The sequence below is a fragment of the Leptospira koniambonensis genome (genome assembly GCF_004769555.1).
GTDB lineage: Bacteria > Spirochaetota > Leptospiria > Leptospirales > Leptospiraceae > Leptospira_B > Leptospira_B koniambonensis.
This window is the reverse complement of sequence record NZ_RQFY01000004.1, coordinates 1,255,234-1,274,642: the sequence shown is the minus strand read 5'-3', so window position 1 is coordinate 1,274,642 and position 19,409 is coordinate 1,255,234. Positions and strand designations below refer to the sequence as shown.

18 protein-coding genes and 1 tRNA gene are annotated in these 19,409 nt (G+C 40.5%); 8 read left to right on the top strand and 11 right to left on the bottom strand.

The annotated features are described in order from the left end of the window. Window positions 1–27: 27 nt before the first annotated feature. The 7 genes from EHQ52_RS09940 to rpsT form a co-directional block, all read right to left on the bottom strand. Window positions 28–1,329 carry an ammonium transporter gene (locus EHQ52_RS09940; RefSeq protein ID WP_135615035.1) on the bottom strand — a complete coding sequence of 434 codons (1,302 nt, stop codon included), beginning with the start codon at window positions 1,327–1,329 and terminating at the stop codon, window positions 28–30. Window positions 1,330–1,635: 306 nt separating this feature from the next. Further along, complete coding sequence (locus EHQ52_RS09935) at window positions 1,636–3,243, bottom strand: carboxyl transferase domain-containing protein (protein WP_135615034.1); 1,608 nt, start codon at window positions 3,241–3,243, stop codon at window positions 1,636–1,638. Between the two features lie 18 nt (window positions 3,244–3,261). Next, window positions 3,262–4,305, bottom strand: a complete 1,044-nt coding sequence (locus EHQ52_RS09930; protein WP_135615033.1) for a GlmU family protein — start codon at window positions 4,303–4,305, stop codon at window positions 3,262–3,264. A 5-nt stretch (window positions 4,306–4,310) separates the two neighbouring features. After that, a complete protein-coding gene (gene glmS, locus EHQ52_RS09925) occupies window positions 4,311–6,143 on the bottom strand; it encodes a glutamine--fructose-6-phosphate transaminase (isomerizing) (protein WP_135615032.1) in 1,833 nt (610 codons plus the stop codon). Window positions 6,144–6,146: 3 nt separating this feature from the next. Next, the gene (glmM, locus tag EHQ52_RS09920) at window positions 6,147–7,538 is read right to left on the bottom strand and encodes a phosphoglucosamine mutase (protein WP_135615031.1); all 1,392 of its coding nucleotides are present in this window, start codon (window positions 7,536–7,538) and stop codon (window positions 6,147–6,149) included. Between the two features lie 37 nt (window positions 7,539–7,575). Beyond that, window positions 7,576–7,648, bottom strand: a tRNA-Val gene (locus EHQ52_RS09915). A gap of 16 nt (window positions 7,649–7,664) precedes the next feature. Then, window positions 7,665–7,934, bottom strand: a complete 270-nt coding sequence (gene rpsT, locus EHQ52_RS09910) for a 30S ribosomal protein S20 (RefSeq protein WP_135615030.1) — start codon at window positions 7,932–7,934, stop codon at window positions 7,665–7,667. A gap of 590 nt (window positions 7,935–8,524) precedes the next feature. Here rpsT and EHQ52_RS09905 point away from each other — a divergent pair. Genes EHQ52_RS09905 through EHQ52_RS09895 form a run of 3 tightly spaced genes read left to right on the top strand, consistent with a single transcriptional unit; the run spans window position 8,525 to window position 11,138 of the window. Further along, a complete protein-coding gene (locus EHQ52_RS09905; protein WP_135615029.1) occupies window positions 8,525–9,640 on the top strand; it encodes an LIC_10450 family protein in 1,116 nt (371 codons plus the stop codon). Window positions 9,641–9,651: 11 nt separating this feature from the next. Then, window positions 9,652–10,446: a hypothetical protein gene (locus tag EHQ52_RS09900; RefSeq protein ID WP_135615028.1), complete on the top strand. Its 795-nt coding sequence runs from the start codon at window positions 9,652–9,654 to the stop codon at window positions 10,444–10,446. Then, complete coding sequence (locus tag EHQ52_RS09895) at window positions 10,443–11,138, top strand: glycosyltransferase family 2 protein (RefSeq protein WP_100709045.1); 696 nt, start codon at window positions 10,443–10,445, stop codon at window positions 11,136–11,138. Before EHQ52_RS09900 ends, EHQ52_RS09895 begins: the two co-directional genes overlap by 4 nt. On the opposite strand, the gene EHQ52_RS09890 is transcribed toward EHQ52_RS09895, so the two are convergent. Then, the gene (locus EHQ52_RS09890; RefSeq protein WP_135615027.1) at window positions 11,127–12,716 is read right to left on the bottom strand and encodes an LA_3751/LA_3752 family putative glycosyltransferase; all 1,590 of its coding nucleotides are present in this window, start codon (window positions 12,714–12,716) and stop codon (window positions 11,127–11,129) included. The genes EHQ52_RS09895 and EHQ52_RS09890 overlap by 12 nt on opposite strands. Before the next feature lie 170 nt (window positions 12,717–12,886). Between EHQ52_RS09890 and EHQ52_RS09885 the strand changes: the two genes are divergently transcribed. Further along, window positions 12,887–13,474: a YceI family protein gene (locus tag EHQ52_RS09885; RefSeq protein ID WP_135615026.1), complete on the top strand. Its 588-nt coding sequence runs from the start codon at window positions 12,887–12,889 to the stop codon at window positions 13,472–13,474. A 161-nt stretch (window positions 13,475–13,635) separates the two neighbouring features. Continuing rightward, window positions 13,636–13,893 (top strand): BufA2 family periplasmic bufferin-type metallophore, encoded by a 258-nt coding sequence (gene bufA2 / locus EHQ52_RS09880; protein ID WP_100705733.1) that lies wholly within the window; start codon window positions 13,636–13,638, stop codon window positions 13,891–13,893. On the opposite strand, the gene EHQ52_RS09875 is transcribed toward bufA2, so the two are convergent. Together EHQ52_RS09875 and bufB are read right to left on the bottom strand one after the other, a co-directional pair. Then, window positions 13,883–14,638 carry an HvfC/BufC N-terminal domain-containing protein gene (locus tag EHQ52_RS09875; protein ID WP_135615025.1) on the bottom strand — a complete coding sequence of 252 codons (756 nt, stop codon included), beginning with the start codon at window positions 14,636–14,638 and terminating at the stop codon, window positions 13,883–13,885. The two genes, bufA2 and EHQ52_RS09875, sit on opposite strands and share 11 nt — an antisense overlap. Further along, window positions 14,635–15,447, bottom strand: a complete 813-nt coding sequence (bufB, locus tag EHQ52_RS09870; protein WP_135615024.1) for an MNIO family bufferin maturase — start codon at window positions 15,445–15,447, stop codon at window positions 14,635–14,637. Before bufB ends, EHQ52_RS09875 begins: the two co-directional genes overlap by 4 nt. Before the next feature lie 46 nt (window positions 15,448–15,493). On the opposite strand from bufB, the gene EHQ52_RS09865 reads away from it, so the two are divergent. Then, window positions 15,494–15,952 (top strand): YHS domain-containing (seleno)protein, encoded by a 459-nt coding sequence (locus EHQ52_RS09865; RefSeq protein ID WP_135615023.1) that lies wholly within the window; start codon window positions 15,494–15,496, stop codon window positions 15,950–15,952. On the opposite strand, the gene EHQ52_RS09860 is transcribed toward EHQ52_RS09865, so the two are convergent. Next, window positions 15,953–16,864, bottom strand: coding sequence for a DnaJ domain-containing protein (locus EHQ52_RS09860; RefSeq protein WP_135615022.1), 912 nt, complete (start codon window positions 16,862–16,864; stop codon window positions 15,953–15,955). Window positions 16,865–16,969: 105 nt separating this feature from the next. Here EHQ52_RS09860 and EHQ52_RS09855 point away from each other — a divergent pair, with 105 nt between their 5' ends. Beyond that, window positions 16,970–18,829: a carbon starvation CstA family protein gene (locus EHQ52_RS09855; protein ID WP_135615021.1), complete on the top strand. Its 1,860-nt coding sequence runs from the start codon at window positions 16,970–16,972 to the stop codon at window positions 18,827–18,829. After that, window positions 18,826–19,380, top strand: a complete 555-nt coding sequence (locus tag EHQ52_RS09850) for an NUDIX hydrolase (RefSeq protein ID WP_135615020.1) — start codon at window positions 18,826–18,828, stop codon at window positions 19,378–19,380. The genes EHQ52_RS09855 and EHQ52_RS09850 overlap by 4 nt, the downstream gene beginning before the upstream one ends. Window positions 19,381–19,409 lie beyond the last annotated feature (29 nt).

The window sequence follows — 19,409 nt, the reverse complement described above, 5'->3', positions numbered from 1 at the left end:
CTTTACTTAATGTATAAATTCAAAAGGTTATATAATATAACCTTTTTCTCCGTGAATCTCGGAATCGAGTCCGGCAATCTCTTTCTCTTCGGAAATCCTGAATCCGATTGTTTTCTCGATGATAAACACTAAGATCAAGGATACTACGATAGAGTAAGCACCGGTTGCTACAACGCTGATAATCTGAACGATAATCTGGTCTCCGCGAGTAACTCCCTCAGGAATATAATTCGAAAGTGCGAATACACCCGTAAGGATCGCTCCGATAGCTCCACCAACTCCGTGAATTCCGAAAGCGTCCAAAGAGTCATCGTAACCAAGTTTACCTTTTAGAAGGATCGCACCGTAACAGATAGGAGATACAATTGCTCCCATGATCAATGCGCCTGTAGCGTCTACAAAACCTGCAGCAGGAGTGATCACAACCAGACCTGCAACGATCCCGGAAGCTGCTCCAAGAGCGGTAGCTTTTTTAGTGTGAAGATATTCGATCAATAACCAAACAGCACCTGCAGTTGCCGGAGCAACTAAAGTTACAACGAAAGCTCTCGCAGCCTGACCATTAGCAGCAAGACCGGAACCTGCGTTAAATCCAAACCATCCGAACCATAGGAATCCCGCACCGATTAAGGTGTAAGTCAAGTTGTTCGGAGCGATAAGTGCAGGACCTTCTCCTTTACGTTTTCCGAGTACGATTGCTGCAGCAAGACCAGCGATACCGGAAATCAAGTGAACCACTGTTCCACCCGCGAAATCCAATGCAGTCTTTTTAAAAAGCCAACCGTTATCAGACCATACCCAGTGCGCGACTGGATCATAAACCAATGTAGACCATGCGAGAATGAATACAATATAACCGGAAAGTTTCACTCTTTCTGCGATCGCGCCGGAAATTAGAGCCGGAGTGATTAGCGCAAACATTCCTTGGAATAGGAAGTGAATGTATTTCGGAATAGTTCCTGCCAATGATTCGTCGTTAATTCCATTCAACAGGAAGAGTTGAAAATCGCCGAAAAATGGACTATCTCCGGAGAAAGCTAAGCTGTATCCGAATAATGTCCACTGGATTGTGAGGACAAGAATCGCAACAAAGCTGTGCATCATTGTTGAAAGAACGTTCTTAGATCTTACGATACCGCCGTAGAACAGCGCGAGTCCTGGGATCATGAAGAACACGAAAGTGGAAGCCACGATCATCCATGCGGTATCCCCTTTATCCAAAGTAGGAGCAGCTGGTGCGGCTTCTGGTGCTGGTGTAGCGTCTTGACCCCAGATCAGTACTGGAGCGATTAAGATCAAGAGCGCGATAAGTTTTTGGGCAATTTTCATTTTCTCAAATCTCATCTCGAAAATATGTTTAATCCAAATAATGCAAGAAGAGTACCTGAGTGAAAAATTAGTTCAAAAAAAGATTAAAAAATCGGATTAGGAATCATAGAGGCCTGAAACGAGGTTTTATCTAGGAAAAATTACCCAAATTTATAGATAAGGCAGATTTTTCCTTAGTTTAGGGAGAAGGTTTCCAGATTCAGCCTAGCAGTTTGCGTACTTATTAGGCAGATTTTTGAGACCTGCCGGAAAAATAAAATTTTAGAAGTGAAAAACTATACTTAGGTATCATTCTTCCGAAGGAAATTACATCCGGAAGATTGCGTAAGAAGGTTCTATACCCTTAGGAGAAAGGTCAGAATACAGCGCCAAACCTAAAGCTTCTCGAGTACGAGCTGGATCCAGAACACCATCATCCCAAAGTCTTGCAGTAGAATAGATACAAGAAGAACGATTATCATAATCTTCTAATATAGGTCTTTTGAATTCTGCCTGCTCTGCTTCGGAGAGTGATTTTCCTTCCTTCTCCAATTGTTCCTGCTTCACCGTGAGTAGAACATTTGCGGCTTGTTCTCCTCCCATCACAGAAATTTTAGCATTTGGCCACATCCAAAGAAATCTAGGCCCGAATGCACGGCCGCACATTCCATAATTTCCAGCACCGTAGGAACCGCCAATCACCACAGTATATTTTGGAACTACAGAAGTAGAGACTGCGTTTACCATCTTCGCACCGTCTTTTGCGATACCCGAGTTCTCATACTTCTTCCCTACCATAAAACCTGTGATGTTTTGTAAGAAGAGTAAAGGGATCTCTCTTTGGTTGCAAAGTTGGATAAAATGAGCCGCCTTCAAGGAACTTTCAGAAAACAGAACTCCGTTATTAGCGATAATGCCTACAGTCTTTCCATAAATATTCGCAAAACCTGTGACGATCGTTGTTCCATAATATTTTTTGAATTCTTGGAATCTGGAGCCATCTACCACTCTCGCGATAACTTCTCTCACATCATAAGGTTTACGGATATCTTTTTGGATGATCCCATAAATCTCTTCAGAGGGATAAAGAGGTTCTTCGTAAGAGATCTGCTCTTCTAATTTTTTGGCTCTCGCTCCCAAACTAGAAACGATATGCCTAGCAATCTCGAGTGCATGCGGATCATTCTCTGCATAATGGTCTGTAACTCCCGAGATCCTACAGTGAACATCAGCGCCACCTAGTTCTTCTGGAGTAACGATCTCTCCTGTTGCTGCTTTTACAAGAGGAGGTCCACCGAGGAAGATCGTACCATTTCCTTTTACGATCACAGACTCATCTGACATCGCAGGAATATATGCACCACCTGCAGTACAACTTCCCATTACGACGGAGATCTGAGGGATTCCCATCCTAGAAAGATTTGCTTGGTTATAAAAGATCCTACCAAAATGCCATTTATCAGGGAATACATCATCCTGCATCGGAAGGAATGCTCCACCTGAATCCACAAGATAAACACAAGGAAGACGATTCTCGAGTGCAATCTCTTGCGCACGAATATGTTTTTTGACAGTGAGTGGATAATAAGTTCCACCTTTCACTGTTGCGTCGTTTGCAACGATCACACAAGGAGTTCCTGAAATTTTACCGATCCCAGTTACGATACCGGCAGAAGGAACGTCGTCTGCATAAACCTTCTCCCCAGCCAATGCGGAGAATTCTAAAAAAGGAGTATTTGGATCTATTAATCCCTGTATCCTTTCTCTTGCAGTGAGCTTTCCTCTGCTCTTATGTTTCTGGATGGATTTTTCTCCTCCGCCTTGTCCGGCTTTTTGGAGAAGTTTACGTAAATCCGCGACCTTCTCTGAAAGGTCTTTGAAATTCTCTTTATATTCAGGGGAAGACGTACTAATACGCGATTCCAAAACTTCCATGGAGCCTCCGGTCCTTTTTTATTTCCGGACCTTGGTTTCGTATAAAATTCTAATAAGTTCTGATTCGGAATGAGAAAGTTCTCTGTTCCTTCTTGCCATGATCTTGCGTGAATCGCGAAGGAATAGATCTAAGATATAAGGTTGCCCATCTGCCCAAATAAAAGGAGGAAGATAACCGCTCGCCTTGGAAGAAACCACGTTACATCCAAAGTCTATCACTGTTCCTGTGTTCAACATCACTCCGATACCTATCTTAGAAAAATCTCCAATGATAGAACCGAATTTGATGGAACCTGTCGTGATTTCGGTATGTTCTTCTCTGATCTTGACCACACCATAATTATTTTTTAGATCGGAGGTAGTAGATAATGCGCCTAGATTGACCCAACTTCCCACCAAAGAATGTCCTAAAAACCCTTCGTGGTGTTTATTCGTAAAATCTAATATAATACTATCACCCACTTCTCCGCCTATTCTGCACACATTCCCTATGGAAGTGTTTCCGGTAATGCGAGCATTATCTACATGAGTACCTTGGCCTATATATAAGGGACCTTCTAAAAAGCTGAAAGAAGTTACTTTTGCATCCTTATCTATGATCACAGGCCCAGAAGTTACATCTATAACCACGCCAGGATATATTTTAGCAGAAGGATGGATATGAACGTGTTTGGATTTTCCGACTACTTGGAAATCACCGGACTTTACTTTAAGTTTGCGGGCCCATTTGCGAAGATCCTTATGATTTTCCAGATCTTGGTCTATGTTTTTACCCACAGACTCCAAGGATTTCCAAGGTAGGAATTCCTCAGGACGGATGATTAGATCTACATCCTTATCATCATACTCAGTTATCTTAGGATTTCTTTCGAAGAATGTTTTCTCGAATGCAGGGTTTGAATGAGAATACAATATCTTAGAATCAGGATACTGCTCTTTTAAACGTTGGAGTGGAGTTAAAACCCCGTCTCGAATCTCTGAGAAAGACCGAATTCTGGTTAAGGCTCCCAAACCGGGAGGAGTTTCCCTCTCATCGATCCAAATTCTCTGAATTCTGCCCACGCTCACTACTCCACTGTGACGGACTTTGCTAGGTTTCTAGGTTGGTCCGGAGGACAACCCCTAGCCACGGCAGAATAATAGGCCAGAAGTTGGAGAGGAAGAACATTCAGTATCGGACTTAAAATTTCCGGACAGTCCGGAACTTCAAAACAGTAGTCTGAAAGCTCTTTTGCCTCTTTATCCCCTTCGGTTACGATGGAGATCATGATCCCATTTCTGGCCTTAATTTCCTGGATATTGGAAAGCATTTTGGTGTAAATTTCGGATTTGGTCGCGATACATACAACCGGCACTTCGTTTGTGATAAGTGCGATCGGTCCATGTTTGAATTCCCCGCCTGCATAACCAGAAGCGTGAATATAAGAGACCTCTTTTAATTTCAGAGCGCCTTCCAAAGCGACTGGATGGTTGTAAGTCCTGCCTAAGAATACAAAATCTTTGGTCTTAGTAAAATCTGCGGCCCATCTTTCTAGAATATGTGCCTGAGACAAAATTCTTTCCATTTTGCCTGGAAGAAGTCTGATCTCTTCTATTAAAGTTTTAAGCTCTTCGTCGGAAACGATCCATTTTAAGCGAGCAACGTATAATGAAAAAAGAAGAAGGTTGATTACCTGTGCAGTAAATGCCTTTGTACTCGCGACCCCGATCTCAGGACCAGCGTCAGTTCTAATGAATGAATCTGATTCTCTTGCGATTGTGGAGTTCACATTATTCACCAAAGAAAGAACTTTGATAAACTTTGCTTTTGCTTCTAAAAGAGAAGCAAGAGTATCTGCAGTTTCTCCTGACTGAGAAATTCCTACGATAAGAGTATCACCTTCTACCACAGGGTTTCTATAACGGAACTCCGAAGAAGTTTCGGTATCAGTTTGGATCTTTGCAAAATTTTCCAGATAATGTTTTCCGAGCATTCCTGCATAGTAGCTAGTTCCTGCTGCTTGGATGATGATACGGTTTACCTTGGACATCATCTCTCTGGAAATTGTACTTTCAGGAAATTCGATCTCTCCACTTTCTCCGATACGAGACTGGATGATCCTGCGGAAGATCCCAGGTTGTTCGTGGATCTCCTTGATCATATAATGCGGATAACCGCCCTTATCTACGTCTTCGAATTTAATATCTTGTGCTTTAAATTCAAATTCCTTCTCGGAACCATCGAATCCGAAAATTTTACATTCGGTTTTTGAAAAGTATCCCCATTCTTTTGAGTTAATATAATAAACTTCTCTACAGTTCCTAGTTAGAGGAGAAATATCAGAAGCAAGATAGTATTCTTCTTTTCCTCTTCCTAAAAGTAAAGGTGCGCCGTCTTGTGCAAAATACACTCTGCCCGGCTCGTTATCGAATACAACTGCGATGGCCCATTTCCCATGAACTCTATTAAATAATTCTAAAAAAGCATCCTTATTGGATAAGCCTCTTTTTCTGCTCTCTGCCAAAAGATTGGGAAGAACTTCCGTATCCGTCATACTATGGAATACGAAACCTTTTTGTTTGAGTTCTTGTCTGAGTTCTGAATAATTTTCTATAATTCCGTTATGAACTACTGCAACAGTAGCTTTGGAATCTGTATGAGGGTGAGCATTGATCTGATTTGGTTCACCGTGGGTCGCCCAACGAGTATGACCAATTCCAACATTACCTCGGATTGGATGTTCCTTTAGGTAATTCTCCAGATCCTTAATTTTGCCTTTTTGTTTACGGACTTGGATCTCTCCTCTATCCAAAACTGCAATCCCGGCTGAATCGTATCCACGATACTCCAAACCGATGAGCCCTACTATGAGTACGGATTCTACGTTCTTATCGCCAGCGTATCCTACGATTCCACACATATATTATGAATTCTCCATGATCTTTCCGGCTTTATTTAAAAGGGATTCCAGATCCTTTTTGGTTCTGGCTTCTCCAATCAACCGGAGGATCGGCTCGGTATTCGAAGGTCGAATATGTATCCAAGAGTCATGATTCACTAAACGTAATCCGTCTCTCGAATCTTCTTTATATTCGGAGAAGGCGCTGCGAAACTTAGAATAAATCTGCTCCGTCTTCTGACCCGCGATCTTGTAGGCAATCTTGCGCATATGGACCGCAGGAAGACCACCTATCACAGTTTCAGCATCTTCCCCCTTTAGGGCAAGCAGATTCAGTATATGAGCCACCCCCGAAAGAGAGTCTCTTCCGAAAGAAGGGATCGCCGGATCAATGACTCCTCCGTTTCCTTCTCCGCCAAAAACAGATTTACGGTGTATCATTTCTGCCACAACGTTTGCTTCTCCCACCTTAGATCGATAAGTCGGAATTCCAACAGAGTCCGCGACCCAATCATTCACAAAACTTGTGGAGAGGTTCACGGTGATGGATGCTTTCTTAGGAATAGAGTTAGAAGCAAGGTAGGACATAAAGCTGAGAGGAAGAGTTAATTCTTCTGAAATAGCTCCTTTTTTAGGAGATAAAACCACAAGCCTGTCTGCATCTGGATCCAAAGCAAAGCCAATATCTGCCTTAGATTTTTTGATCAGACGAGAAGATTGTTTGAGTGCATCAGGTGTAGGTTCAGGTGGACGAGGAAATGTTCCGTCGGGAGTACAATGTTGCAAAATGACCTTACAACCCAAGCGACTTAACAATTCAGGTAAAACGAAGCTTCCCCCGCCGTTGACTGCATCTAAAAATACTATGAACTTTTTACGTTTGATCGCAGATACATTCACTCGAGCCAAAACGGAATCTATATGAGCTTGGATCCTATCGGTTCCATCTTCGACATCTGTATTCGGTTTGAATTGGAAAGGTTTATAATCTTCTTTTCGGACCAGATCTAAAAGGCCTTCTAAGTCTTCTGAGTTTGTAAAAAAACCACCAGGCCCGATAAACTTAAACGCATTCCAGATCACTGGATTATGAGAAGCGGAGATCATGATCCCGCCAGCGGCTCCTGACTGAGCAACCACTGCTTTAACAGTAGGTGTAGGAACAATCCCCAAACGAATGACTTTTTTGCCCATTGCGAGCATAATCCCGATCGCGATATTTTCTATATAAGCGCCGCTCGGACGAGAATCTCTTCCGATGACTACTGTGTTTCCTTTGAGTCTGGACCCAAAAGCCATAAGTGAATGGAAAATTACGTCGGGACTTAATCCGGTGGGAATAATTCCTCGGATTCCGGACACTGAAACCATCAAATCCGGATGTTGGAAGACCGGTTTTTGAGGATTTAGAGCCATGATTCCGAGGAATGTTTTTTAAATTGGGATGAGAACATGGGCGATGACAGGATCGAACTGCCGACATCCTCCTTGTAAGGGAGGCGCTCTCCCAGCTGAGCTAATCGCCCGTTATGAAAACGGTTATTATGCGGTTGCAGCCTGATTGATACGCAATGCCATCCGACTCTTTTTGCGGTCAGCATTTTTAGAGTGGATCAGGTTGGTTTTCGCAGCTTTGTCCAGAAGAGATGCATATTGTCCGAACAAAGATTTTAAGGAGTCTTTTTCTCCGTCTTGGAGCGCTTTAAGGATCTTTTTAGCTTGGGTCCTAAGGCGATTCCTGTTTTGAGAATTCGCCGCATTTCTGCGTTTCGTTCTACGGATATCTTTTTCTGAAGATTTAATATTCGCCAAGGATCTCTACTTCCTATTCAGGGATTGAGCCCAGATTTTCGTACCCAGGCAGCCTGTCAACGAGCTTTTATATCTTTTGGTCCGCACGAAGAACACAGAGAGGTTTGTTGGACAGAGTATTTCCGTATTGGCCTACTTTATTTGCAACTCTTCGAGCCGGATTTATTGGTATTCCTTTCTTTTGTCACGCGAAGTCGCGAAGCTGAAAAGAGCCTTTTACTTAACTTATTCAAAAATCTTCTCTTCTTAGCGGCTTTGCGTGAGAAAGAGCGACGTGCCAAACAAAGCGAAGATCCGCCCATGTCTCGGCGGATACGCCCAACCCAACGCTACATACAAAAAACCATTTCGAATTTGACGATTGCGTTATTCGCACTTAAGTAATTAGTTTTGTAACTGCCTTGCTGAAGTTCCAACAGTAAGGTTAAACCGCGCCTCTACCTTAAACGAGGTATGTCTGAAATAAATTTCCTAAACTAAGGTCTGAAGAAAAATTTTGCTTTGCTTGCAAGGATTTTTATTCTATTTTTTGTAATTCGAAAGATTGGAAATTAATTATACGTCCTATAGGAAGACCCAGGACGCCTCGCATGATATCAAGACAAGCACAAGACTATATCATCGTGAACTCGATTGACGAGATCGATCCTAATAAACTTTCTTTGGCTCAATTAGGAACCAAGTATTTGGATAGGAACGGGAACCGTTATGCCGTTCGTTTTAATAAAGAAAGCAGAAAGGCGGAGATCATTCGTATCACTCTTCAAAAAGCTTCTGAAGCAGAAGCAAATAAACCTAAATTAGGTAGAGTAAATCCTAAGGCTACATCCAATCCTTTAGATTTACAGAAATTATCCAATCTTCTTAAAAGTACAAAACATCCAAGTGCTGACTGGGTAGAAAACCTGGCGGAAAAAACAAAACATACTAAGCCAAGCTCTGCAAATTCAGAAAAACCTGCTTATATTCCTAACACTCCAAAAGAATTAGATATCACTCCTTCTGAAGGTCCAGATCTTTCGGCCAGAATGAATTCTGTCCAAAATGATATATTCGATCTTTCGAAAGTAGATCTGAATATATCAGATGCAGGGCTTTCTTCTAATGTTGGAAAAGAAGATATTCCGGTCTTTATAGAAAATATAGAAGCTGGCTCCAACAGAGAAACAAAATATATCGAAGATAGCGTTCAACAATTCCAGAAGATCAAAGATAGGATCGAATCAGTATTAAATAATATTCGAAATTCTAAAATTTTCGAAGCTACTGGAGATCCATCGGAGAACAAAAACATAGTAGGCAACCTAGCAAGAGAATTCGATATAGAATTCTTCCAAAAGTTGGATAAGATATTAAATTATCATAAAGAGTTAACTTCTTATCCTAGATCCATCACCTATTATATAGCGAAGTACGAATCTCATCGTAAACAGGCGCTGCAGTCCAAAACTTCTGATATCGAAAAATTAAAATTAGTGATCCGCTGGGAAATGCAGGAACTTCTCTTGGACCTGACTAGAAAAGTCAAAAAAATGGTCCTGAACGCCTTAAACGTACTAAATACTAAGAATGAGAACCACCTAAAACAAGTAGCATATAACCAACAACAGATGTATAAGGATGCCAGAAGCGCCTTATTATATTGTTCAGAAGATATAGGTGGACTACTTATCTCCTTGCAAAAATGGGCCGATAGCGAAGGATAGAAACCTTTTGCATGGCACTTAGCGATCAAGAGATAAAAACAATCGTAGAAAAACTCCGAACCGAATACCGGGAAGGGTCCAAACAAAGTCCTAAAGTTTTCGACGCCAAAGGTTTTGAGGATCGTTATATCCAAACCCTAAAACATAGGGGAAATCTGGACAATTTCCTAAAAGACGAAGTAGACTTTCTGGAAAAGATCAAAACTAAACATAAAGAACTTACTGAAAGAAGGAACGCCTCTAAGGGAGAAACGATCAATCGTATCCTGGACGAACAAGAGGAAAAACTTTCCAAATACCAAAAGGTGGATTTCCATCCATTAGCCAGACCGGAAATGAGATTTTTTTACGGGGCTATGACTGCATTTGCAGAAACTGACCTTCCTGTCCTAATCCATATATTCAGAGGAACTCCTGAATATTCTGCCTTCCAAGATAGTATCTCTATGATCGAAAGGGTCGGAGTTACAAAAAGAGGGATGCCTTCTCTTCGTATCTCAGAACATATTAAGGCATTATTAGATGCGAACGGGAACCAATCCGCAATGGAAAGGGATTCCCAGAACATTCTGAAAGAAGTATGTATCGCGCTCGCAGCACTCAGAAAGACCGCTCTAGAATGTGTGGAGAAAAACAGGGTCAGCGACAGAATGACCGTACAAGTCAGCGATAGAGACTATCCGAAAGCTTCGGAAGCGTATAAGAATTTACTTTTCGGCATCGCATTGGAAAAAATAATCGTTAAAGCCGAAAATATCATCCGGGATTTCCGGATGAGCGACTTAGTCGGTCTGGACGCTAAATGAAACTTTCTATTGTAATTCCCTGTTATAACGAAAAACAGACCATCAAAAACATTCTAGAAACCGTAAAGAAGGTCCCATACAAGGATAAAGAGATCATCCTTGTGGACGATTTTTCCACGGACGGAACGAGGGAACTCCTACAAACCGCTCCTTTTAAGAAGTTGGTGGACCAGCTCATATTCCACGAGAAAAACCAGGGAAAAGGCGCTGCACTCCGCACGGGATTCAAAGCTGCCAAAGGTGATATAGTTATCGTACAAGACGCGGACCTTGAATATGATCCGTTTGAAATTCCAGATGTGATCGATCCGATTTACAAAGGAAAAGCAGACGTAGTTTTCGGAAGCAGATTCATGGGTGGAAGACCTCATCGAGTCGTTTACTACTGGCATAGTCTAGGAAATTTATTCCTTACCACTCTTTCCAATATGTTCACGAACATTAATCTGACTGATATGGAAACTTGTTATAAAGCATTCCGTAGAGAAGTAATCCAAGGAATCGATATTAAAGAGAATCGTTTCGGATTCGAACCTGAGATAACTGCAAAAATTGCAAAGATCCCAGACATTCGCGTTTACGAAGTAGGGATCTCTTACTATGGACGCACTTACGCAGAAGGTAAAAAGATAGGTTGGAAAGACGGCTTTAGAGCAATCTACTGTATCCTAAGATACAATTTATTTTCTTAATATTCCATTCATCTCTTTGGGAATTTCGTATTCTCGATATTCCCAAAGACCTTTCGTTTTCACTTCCCCCTCTTTCCAAGCATGACCAAATAATTCCAGCCAAACAGGACGGATCGCCGCCTCTGCTAATACTTTCATGCGATATTTATGCATTAAAATATTATTCGATTCAGGAAGTTTTGCAGCGTATTCCACCACAGCATCCGAATAAGAAATAAATCCCACCTTCTCACCAGGATGTTTTTTAGAAAGAAAAGATACTATAGTATCCATTCCTTGGGCAGAAGTTTCATTATGAATACATAATACTCTCTTCTGGAAATAAGAAGGTCCGATAGATCCGCAAAGAACATCATCCAAGAATAATAAACTAGACGCTTGAGAATCCTTGTAAATAGAACGGATTGACCTTATCTCTTTAGAACTTCTTTGATAATTTACAAATCCGGCCAAGGTCATTGTAAAAGAATAAATTACTAAAATAGAAAATGCTAAGTTTTTGCCTGATTTTCCAAGCTTCCATCCCAAAACTTCAGTCACTTCTTTTAAAACCAAAACAAACGGGATCAATGCGAGTCCTACATATCTTGGTCCCCAATTGGAAACACCATCGTTTGGAGCTAGGAAAGCGATTAGTATAATGAATACATACGCGCTAATCCCTAAATGAGTGAAAGAAGCTTGGATCTTTCCTTCTTTGGATTTTTTCACAAAAAAATATAGAAGAGGAAGAAGTATCGGTAAATAGATCAAAAGCCCTGGCATGGAATAAGTCCCGATCAGGATTGTGAATGCCCTGGACAGAACCGTCCCTTGGTCTTCGCCAGTATTAAAATTTTGGAAATATCTAGGTCCGATTGGATGTTGGTAATCCAATGTATGAAATAAGAAAAGTAGAAGTACTATAGCTGAAAAAGATACAGAGAACCAAAAAGATTTTTTCCACCAATCTTTTCCGAAAACAATCCAACCACTCCCCCAGAAGATCACAAAAAAGATCAGGACTTCTAATCTTAACCAAACTCCAAGTCCTAAAACAAAACCTCCGATCAGCTTATTCAAAATTTTATCTTCTGTTTTATAAAAGAAAGTGAGCCCTAATAATTCTAAAAGAAGAAGAGGAGGATGTTCCGAAAGTTCGGGTCCCATCAAAAAGATATAAGTCCCGAAAAAAGTAAATGCGAGCCAGAACCAGGAAAGATCCCAAAACCTTCTCAAAATATAAGCAGAGATAAGATTGAATATTCCCATCAAAATGGAAACGATAGGAACCCAACCTAAAACTAAAAATGGAGCAATTAGAAGTGTGAGAAAGATCGGATATTGACCGATCATTCTATCTCCGATCTGGAAAACCATCGGTGCTTTCCAAAGAAAATAACTGTAAGTCGGATCTAGATCCAAAGAAGGATAGATCAAATTTTCGGTGCTGAAACCGGATTGGAACATGGAATACGCTTGGTGGTATTTCAAAAACTGATCTGAAAAAAGTGCCTCCCAAGGTTTTAGTAAAATTAGGATCGCGAAATAAATTGCGCTAAATAGAAAGAATCCTTTTGAAATTCCAGTTGTTTTCATGATCGAAGGCAAGCATCCCCCACCCCCTAATTTATGAAACGAATTCTTGCCGGTACAAACACCCACCCTTCCCTTTTTCGAAATAAATTTTGTATTTTTACTTGTAATTTCAATAATTACACCGGCAGATCAGTCTAAAACCCAAACATTCTCAAAGGAGAAATTCACTCGTGAAAACGAAACTTTATCTGATCCCTAGCCTTCTGGTGCTTTTAACTTTCGGCAGTCTTCAAGCTGGAAATTTCAAATTAGATAACGCTCATACTGGCGTTGGCTTCAAGATCAAACACCTTACCATTTCTAACGTATCCGGAAGTTTTAAAGACTTCAGCGGAAAATTCTCTTACGATGAAGCTACTGGCACTCTTACCGACCTAGACGTAACTATCAAAGCAGCTTCTATTCACACTAACGATGAGAAAAGAGACGGACACCTAAAAGGAAAAGATTTCTTCAATGTTGAAGATCATCCTTCTCTTACTTTCAAAGCTAAAAAAGCTACAGTTAAAAAAGGTGGAGTTGCAAAGATCCAAGGAGAATTAACTATCAAAGGAGTGACTAAACCAGTTACTTTAGATGTTAAATTTGCAGGTTCTGCAAAAGACCCGTGGGGAAACACTCACCTAGGTTTCGAAGCAGAAACTAAGATCAAAAGAGCTGATTTTGATATCGCTTGGAACAAACCTTTAGAAAAAGGCGGACTTTTGATCGGAGAAGAAGTTTCTATCCGTATTGAAGGCGAAGCACTTCCAGAATAATTCATATTATTCAATCGGGACTTTCGAGAGAAGGTCCCGATATTTCCGATCTTTCTCTTCTTTTCTCTTTCCCCTGTAACCATCCAATCCATCCAACGAAATAAAAACAGATCGAATGATCCGAATTCGATCTAGATTAATTCGTCTGGAGAAACAAAAGCATGAACGATCTGACAAAAAGTATGATCATAGGCGCAGCTTTAACTGGTTTATTTACCACAGGAGTTATGGCTGAAAAGAAAGAAGCAAAAACAGAAGAGCCAAAGGGAGAATGTTACGGCATCAATTCTTGCAAGGGAACCGGAGACTGTGGAGGAAAAGGACATAGCTGTGCTGGAAAAAATTCCTGCAAAGGAGAAGGTTGGATCTCTCTTACTAAAAAAGAATGTGATTCTAAGAAAGGCACATTCAAGAGTTAACTTGGATTACTAAACCGTTTATAGTCATCCCCGAGAGGAATTCTGAAATGGATCCGAGTCCTTTCGGGGGATTTCCCGCAATTTCCAAAGACTCTAAAATAGTTTTTCCTTCCTGCAAACTTTTACCAAAAGTCCATTCCCATTCATCTAGTTCCGATACGAATAAATCTGATCCTTTTTTTCCCAGGACGAGATATTGTTTTTTTTGATTTAAAAATTCAGGAAGTTTATCCTGATCTTCAGTTTTCCAAAGATCATAAACCGGATAAGAATATTCTAAAAATAAAATAGAAGAATGAAAACTAATCTTTAGATCTTCTGCTTCTCCTTGAGGCAAACCGTTTTGCAAATTGGTTCCTTCATTTTTAGGAAGATGGAATATTTCAAAAACTTGATACTCAAAGTCTGAGATTTCTGCCAAAACTGGATGCTCTGGAAAATTCTCTTTCAAGAAGTCGGGAAATTTTTCTCCATAATCTGATAGGTTATAAGAATGTGATGGATTCTCCTTAATAAAGTTCTTTGCTGTTTCAAAAAAGTCATCGTCTCCTAGGACTCGCCAAACTGTTTCGTATTTTTCTCCAAGTGCATCCGTAAACCTTGCACTATAAGCGTTTTGATAGACTGCAATTGCAGAATCAGTATCTAATTTCCCGCCGGGCAGGATCTGATCCGACAATAGCGGACCTTCTTCTTTTCCTAAAAGTACACTTGAAAAAATTTTCCTGAATTCTTCTGGATTCATATTATTAGAGATCCCAAGATAGATTTTGCTTTGAGTGCTTCTTCTTCCATTTCTGGAAAACTTGGAATGTCTTCGTCCCATTCGAGTAAGATTGGAATCCCTCGGATCTTTTCCGCAAAGGAAGAAAATAGATCCCAAACTTCTTTGGCAACCGGCCTAGAGTGAGTATCGAATAAAAATTCTCCAGTATCTGTATGTCCTGCCAAATGGATCTGGCCCACATTCTTCCAAGGAATAGAATTTAGATATTCTTGCGCTGAAAATCCATGATTGATGGAATTTACATATATATTATTAATATCTAATAAAATCCCGCACCCGCTTCTTTTAGAAAGTTCAGAGATAAATTCCCATTCAGTCATTTCGCTCTGGGGAAAACTCAAATATGTGGAAACATTTTCTAATAAGATCTTTCTTCCTAAAAGTTCTTGGACTTGTTGAGCTCTATCTATCGCAAATTCTAAAAATTCTTTTGTAAATGGAAAAGGAAGAAGATCGTGCAGATAATTTCCGGATTGTTCTGTCCAACAAAGATGGTCAGAAACTATAAATGGATCTATTCTTTGGATAAGCTCCTTCCATCTTTGTATATATTTTTTATCAGGAAAAGTACCGCCCAGAATAGATAAGGAGACTCCGTGTAAAGCCACAGGAAAATTTTTGCGGACTGACTCTAACATTTCCAAGGGACGACCTTGGGTATCCATATAATTTTCGGTGATTGCTTCGAACCAAGAGATCCGAACAGGCTCTCCCTTTCTTAGATATGGATAATGTTCTTTTCTTAAGCCAACTCCTATGGAAGACATGTTTTCTCCGATGTAACCTATTTCGATTCGATCCGAAGAAAGATACATGAACAAGTCGTATTTTTTACCGATCGTATTTTTACTTCTTTTGGACTGCGGAAGTAGACAACTCGTGGAGCCAGTTTTTAAACCTGATGGAAAAACCGCAATCAGCGGTTACGATCCAGTTTCTTATTTTACTGAATCCAAACCTAAAGAAGGAAATCCTAAATTTAGTTTTCGTTGGAAAGGTGCTGACTGGAGATTTTCCTCTCAAAAAAATCTAGAATCATTTAAGAAGTCACCGGAAAACTTTGCACCTCAGTATGGAGGTTATTGTGCTTATGCAATGAGAGATGGTGAAGCTTATGAAACAGATCCTAAGGCTTGGAAAATTGTCTCTGGCAAATTATATCTAAACTATAATGAGAAGGTTCACGGTTTTTGGGAAAGGGATGTTCCAGGAAATATTACAAAAGCGGATAATCAGTGGAAGGTTTTACCTAGAAAGGAATCAAATCCTTAACTAACGATCTTTCATTACTAAATAATTATATGAAGCGATGATCTTTTGTGTCATTTCCAATCCGTTCTTGTTTACGTCAGGATGGTATTTTTTGATCATCTCTTTGTATTTATTTTTTAATTCTGCTTTTGAATAATCTTCGGAGAGACCTAAAAATTCGCGATGCTCTCTTGTTTCCGCATCTTCATCTTCGTAAAACGATTTCGAAGTGAATTTTTTGCGGAAGTTCGATTTTTTCTTTTTAGTCTTTTCTTTCTCTTCTTCTCTAAATCTTCCGAAAATTTCGTAATACGCGCGGTCTCTGTATTCTGAAGTGATTTGTCGGATAGGGAATAATTTTGTATTTAAGATCTGAAAGAAATAATTCCTCAAGAATACGTCGGCCCCGTAATCTCCTGAAAATCCTTTTCTTTCCAGAAATTCGGTGATCCCATTATCCACTAATCTTTGCACATCGAATTTATCGTCGAAGTACGAATCGAACGCATCTTCGAATTTTTTGGTAGAAGATATAAGTAAAAGTAGAAGTTCCTTGTCCAGATCATGCCTTTCTAATTTGGAAAGAACGATCTCTTTCAAGAAGGCACGGAATTCGTCCAAATAAGCGTCGTCAAAATATACTCCGCCCTTTGCGAATTCGTAGGCGAGGCCTTCGATTTTTAGGACCTTTTCCAATAATAAAATAAGAAGATCCGCGTTATCTTGGGTGAATCCTTGGGAACCTTTGGAAGAATATTCCCTTTCTCCTCGGAGAGTATATAGAAGTTTAAAATAATCCTCTCGTCGGATCTCTAAAATTTCGATCAGTTTTTCGGAGGAAATAAACCACTCACAATCGTTGGTCCCTGACTGTAATTCAAAGATTACGTCTTCTAAGGATGATTTGACCTGATCGAAACTACGGGCGTTCAAAGCGAAAACCTATACTTAGACCCTCTGGCCTTACCTGAGTTTGTCTATTCATTTTCCCGAGAAAAAAGATTTGATCCGGGCCGCATAAAACGAGATTTTTCCCACATGTTACCCCTTCTCGCGGTTTTCGGTTGTTTCACTCTTTATTTTTTAGGTTATAAGTTTTACTCCGGATTTTTATCCAAGTCCATCTTCCAACTCAAAGACACTGTGGGTGATACCCCAGCTCATAAGTTCAATGACGGTGTGGATTATCTTCCCACAAAGCCTGCAGTCCTATTTGGACACCATTATGCTTCCATCGCAGGGCTCGCTCCCATCCTAGGACCTGCTGTCGCAGTGATCTGGGGATGGTTGCCTGCAATGCTTTGGGTGGTATTCGGAGGAATTTTCATAGGTTGTGTTCATGATTTCGGAGCAATCGTAGTTTCAGTCCGCAACCAAGGAAAATCAATCGGGCAAGTTGCTCAGGATCTTTTAGGACCAAGGGCGAGAAGTTTATTTCATGCGATCATTTTTTTCTTAGTCGCGTTGGCAATGGGCGTATTCGTAATCGTTCTCGCGGAAATGTTCTCTGCGGATCCTAAATTGAAACAGGCGCCTGTTACTCCTCCTCCACAAATTGAACAAACTCAAACCACTCCGAGTATCAAAGACCATGTACATCCTTCGGAAGTTAGAGTAGAAACTCCTTCTTCTCCAATTAAACTTAGAAGCCATTTCCCAGAAGCAGTAATTCCTACTGCAGGGATCATGGTATTTGCTATTTTAGTAGGATGGCTTCATTATAAAAAAGGAATGAAGCTTGGACCTCTTACATTTGCATCTGTGGCACTTACTTTGGTTGTAATGGTGCTCGGAATGAATGATTCGATCCTAACCTGGACGGGTCTGAACGATGTGGACAACTCTCCTGGTGTTCCAATCTGGAAAATTATACTTCTTGCATATGCTTTTTTAGCGTCTGTTACTCCAGTCTGGCTACTTCTCCAAAGTAGGGACTATATCAATTCTTTCTTATTATACTTGGGAATCATCGCTATCTATTTCGGTTTTGTAAAAGGAAGTATCTTCGGAGAATTTTCTTCCTTTAATGCAGAAGCAATCCGAACTGAAAAAGTAGATATGGATATTATTCCTTTTGTGTTCATCACGATCGCATGTGGGGCAGTTTCAGGTTTCCATGCATTGGTAAGTTCTGGAACTACTGCAAAACAATTGGATAGAGAAGTTGACGCAAGAGTGATCGGATACGGCGGAATGATCGGAGAATCTCTTTTAGGTCTTACATCGGTCGTTGCATGCACGATCGGATTTGCATCTGCTGGAGAATGGTCTTCCTTCTATAAATCATGGTCAGGTATCCAAGGTTTGGCCCCTTCTGTAGGAGCTTATATTTACGGAACCGGAAGATTTATCTCTCAACTTGGTTTTGACGAAGGTTTTGCACAAGGTTTTATCGCACTTGTAGTTGTAAGTTTCGCTTTGACCTCATTGGATTCTGCAACCAGATTATTAAGATATAATATAGAAGAGATCGCAGAAAGTTTTGGATCAGAAACAATCAGAAAGACTTTAGGAAATCGTTATGTTTCCAGTATTATTGCATGTGTAGCGATCGGATTTTTTGCATTCTTACAGATCGATCAAGGAGGCAAAAAGACCACAGCTGGACTCGCACTTTGGAAACTATTCGGGACTACAAACCAGTTACTTGCAGGACTTGCTTTGCTTGTAATCACAATCTATCTATTGTATTCTAAGAAAAAGACCTGGATCAGTTTTATACCAATGATATTCGTATTGGGCGCTACACTCTGGGCAATGGTTATTAACTTCTACGATTTCTTATTCTCCAAATCGCCTAGTTATTTACTCGCGACTGTAGGAGGAGTTTTGATCTTTCTAACCCTTTGGTTATTAGTAGAAGCTATCCTGGCTTGGAGAAGGTTTTCTAAACCATGAAATTTTGCAGCGTTTGCGGCTCTGAAGTAGTCCAAAAAATCCCGGAAGGAGACAGTCTCACAAGACATGTTTGTGAGAACTGCGGGACCATACATTACCAAAATCCAAAGGTAATCGTTGGGACCATTCCTATCTGGGAAGGAAAAATACTTCTCTGCAAGCGTGCGATTGAACCTAGAAAGGGATATTGGACTCTTCCCGCCGGATTTTTAGAAAATAGAGAAACAGTAGAAGAAGGCGCGGCCAGAGAAACTTCTGAAGAAGCAAACGCAAAGATAGATATCGTTCGCCTTCATTCTGTATATAGCATTCCTCATATCAGCCAAGTTTATATGTTCTTCCTTGCAAACTTGATCGACGGCATTTTTTCAGAAAGCTCAGAATCGGAAGAAGTAAAACTATTCTCCCCGGAAGAAATCCCTTGGGAAGAGATCGCATTTGCTTCGGTCACATTTGCATTAAAACGTTATACTGAAAAACCTGGAATGTCCTCTGACGCAGTGACTCATATGGGTTCTATCCGTAATAGAAAACTAGAGGATAAAACATAAGTGCATTTTTTCTCGGAAGGAATTTCCTA

Excerpts from the sequence above, each read along its gene's own strand:
- EHQ52_RS09940 (WP_135615035.1), bottom strand. The coding sequence starts at position 1,329 with ATGAAAATTGCCCAAAAACTTATCGCGCTCTTGATCTTAATCGCTCCA.
- EHQ52_RS09935 (WP_135615034.1), bottom strand. The coding sequence starts at position 3,243 with ATGGAAGTTTTGGAATCGCGTATTAGTACGTCTTCCCCTGAATATAAA.
- glmS (WP_135615032.1), bottom strand. The coding sequence starts at position 6,143 with ATGTGTGGAATCGTAGGATACGCTGGCGATAAGAACGTAGAATCCGTA.
- glmM (WP_135615031.1), bottom strand. The coding sequence starts at position 7,538 with ATGGCTCTAAATCCTCAAAAACCGGTCTTCCAACATCCGGATTTGATG.
- EHQ52_RS09905 (WP_135615029.1), top strand. The coding sequence starts at position 8,525 with ATGATATCAAGACAAGCACAAGACTATATCATCGTGAACTCGATTGAC.
- EHQ52_RS09900 (WP_135615028.1), top strand. The coding sequence starts at position 9,652 with ATGGCACTTAGCGATCAAGAGATAAAAACAATCGTAGAAAAACTCCGA.
- EHQ52_RS09895 (WP_100709045.1), top strand. The coding sequence starts at position 10,443 with ATGAAACTTTCTATTGTAATTCCCTGTTATAACGAAAAACAGACCATC.
- EHQ52_RS09890 (WP_135615027.1), bottom strand. The coding sequence starts at position 12,716 with ATGAAAACAACTGGAATTTCAAAAGGATTCTTTCTATTTAGCGCAATT.
- bufA2 (WP_100705733.1), top strand. The coding sequence starts at position 13,636 with ATGAACGATCTGACAAAAAGTATGATCATAGGCGCAGCTTTAACTGGT.
- EHQ52_RS09875 (WP_135615025.1), bottom strand. The coding sequence starts at position 14,638 with ATGAATCCAGAAGAATTCAGGAAAATTTTTTCAAGTGTACTTTTAGGA.
- bufB (WP_135615024.1), bottom strand. The coding sequence starts at position 15,447 with ATGTCTTCCATAGGAGTTGGCTTAAGAAAAGAACATTATCCATATCTA.
- EHQ52_RS09865 (WP_135615023.1), top strand. The coding sequence starts at position 15,494 with ATGAACAAGTCGTATTTTTTACCGATCGTATTTTTACTTCTTTTGGAC.
- EHQ52_RS09855 (WP_135615021.1), top strand. The coding sequence starts at position 16,970 with ATGTTACCCCTTCTCGCGGTTTTCGGTTGTTTCACTCTTTATTTTTTA.
- EHQ52_RS09850 (WP_135615020.1), top strand. The coding sequence starts at position 18,826 with ATGAAATTTTGCAGCGTTTGCGGCTCTGAAGTAGTCCAAAAAATCCCG.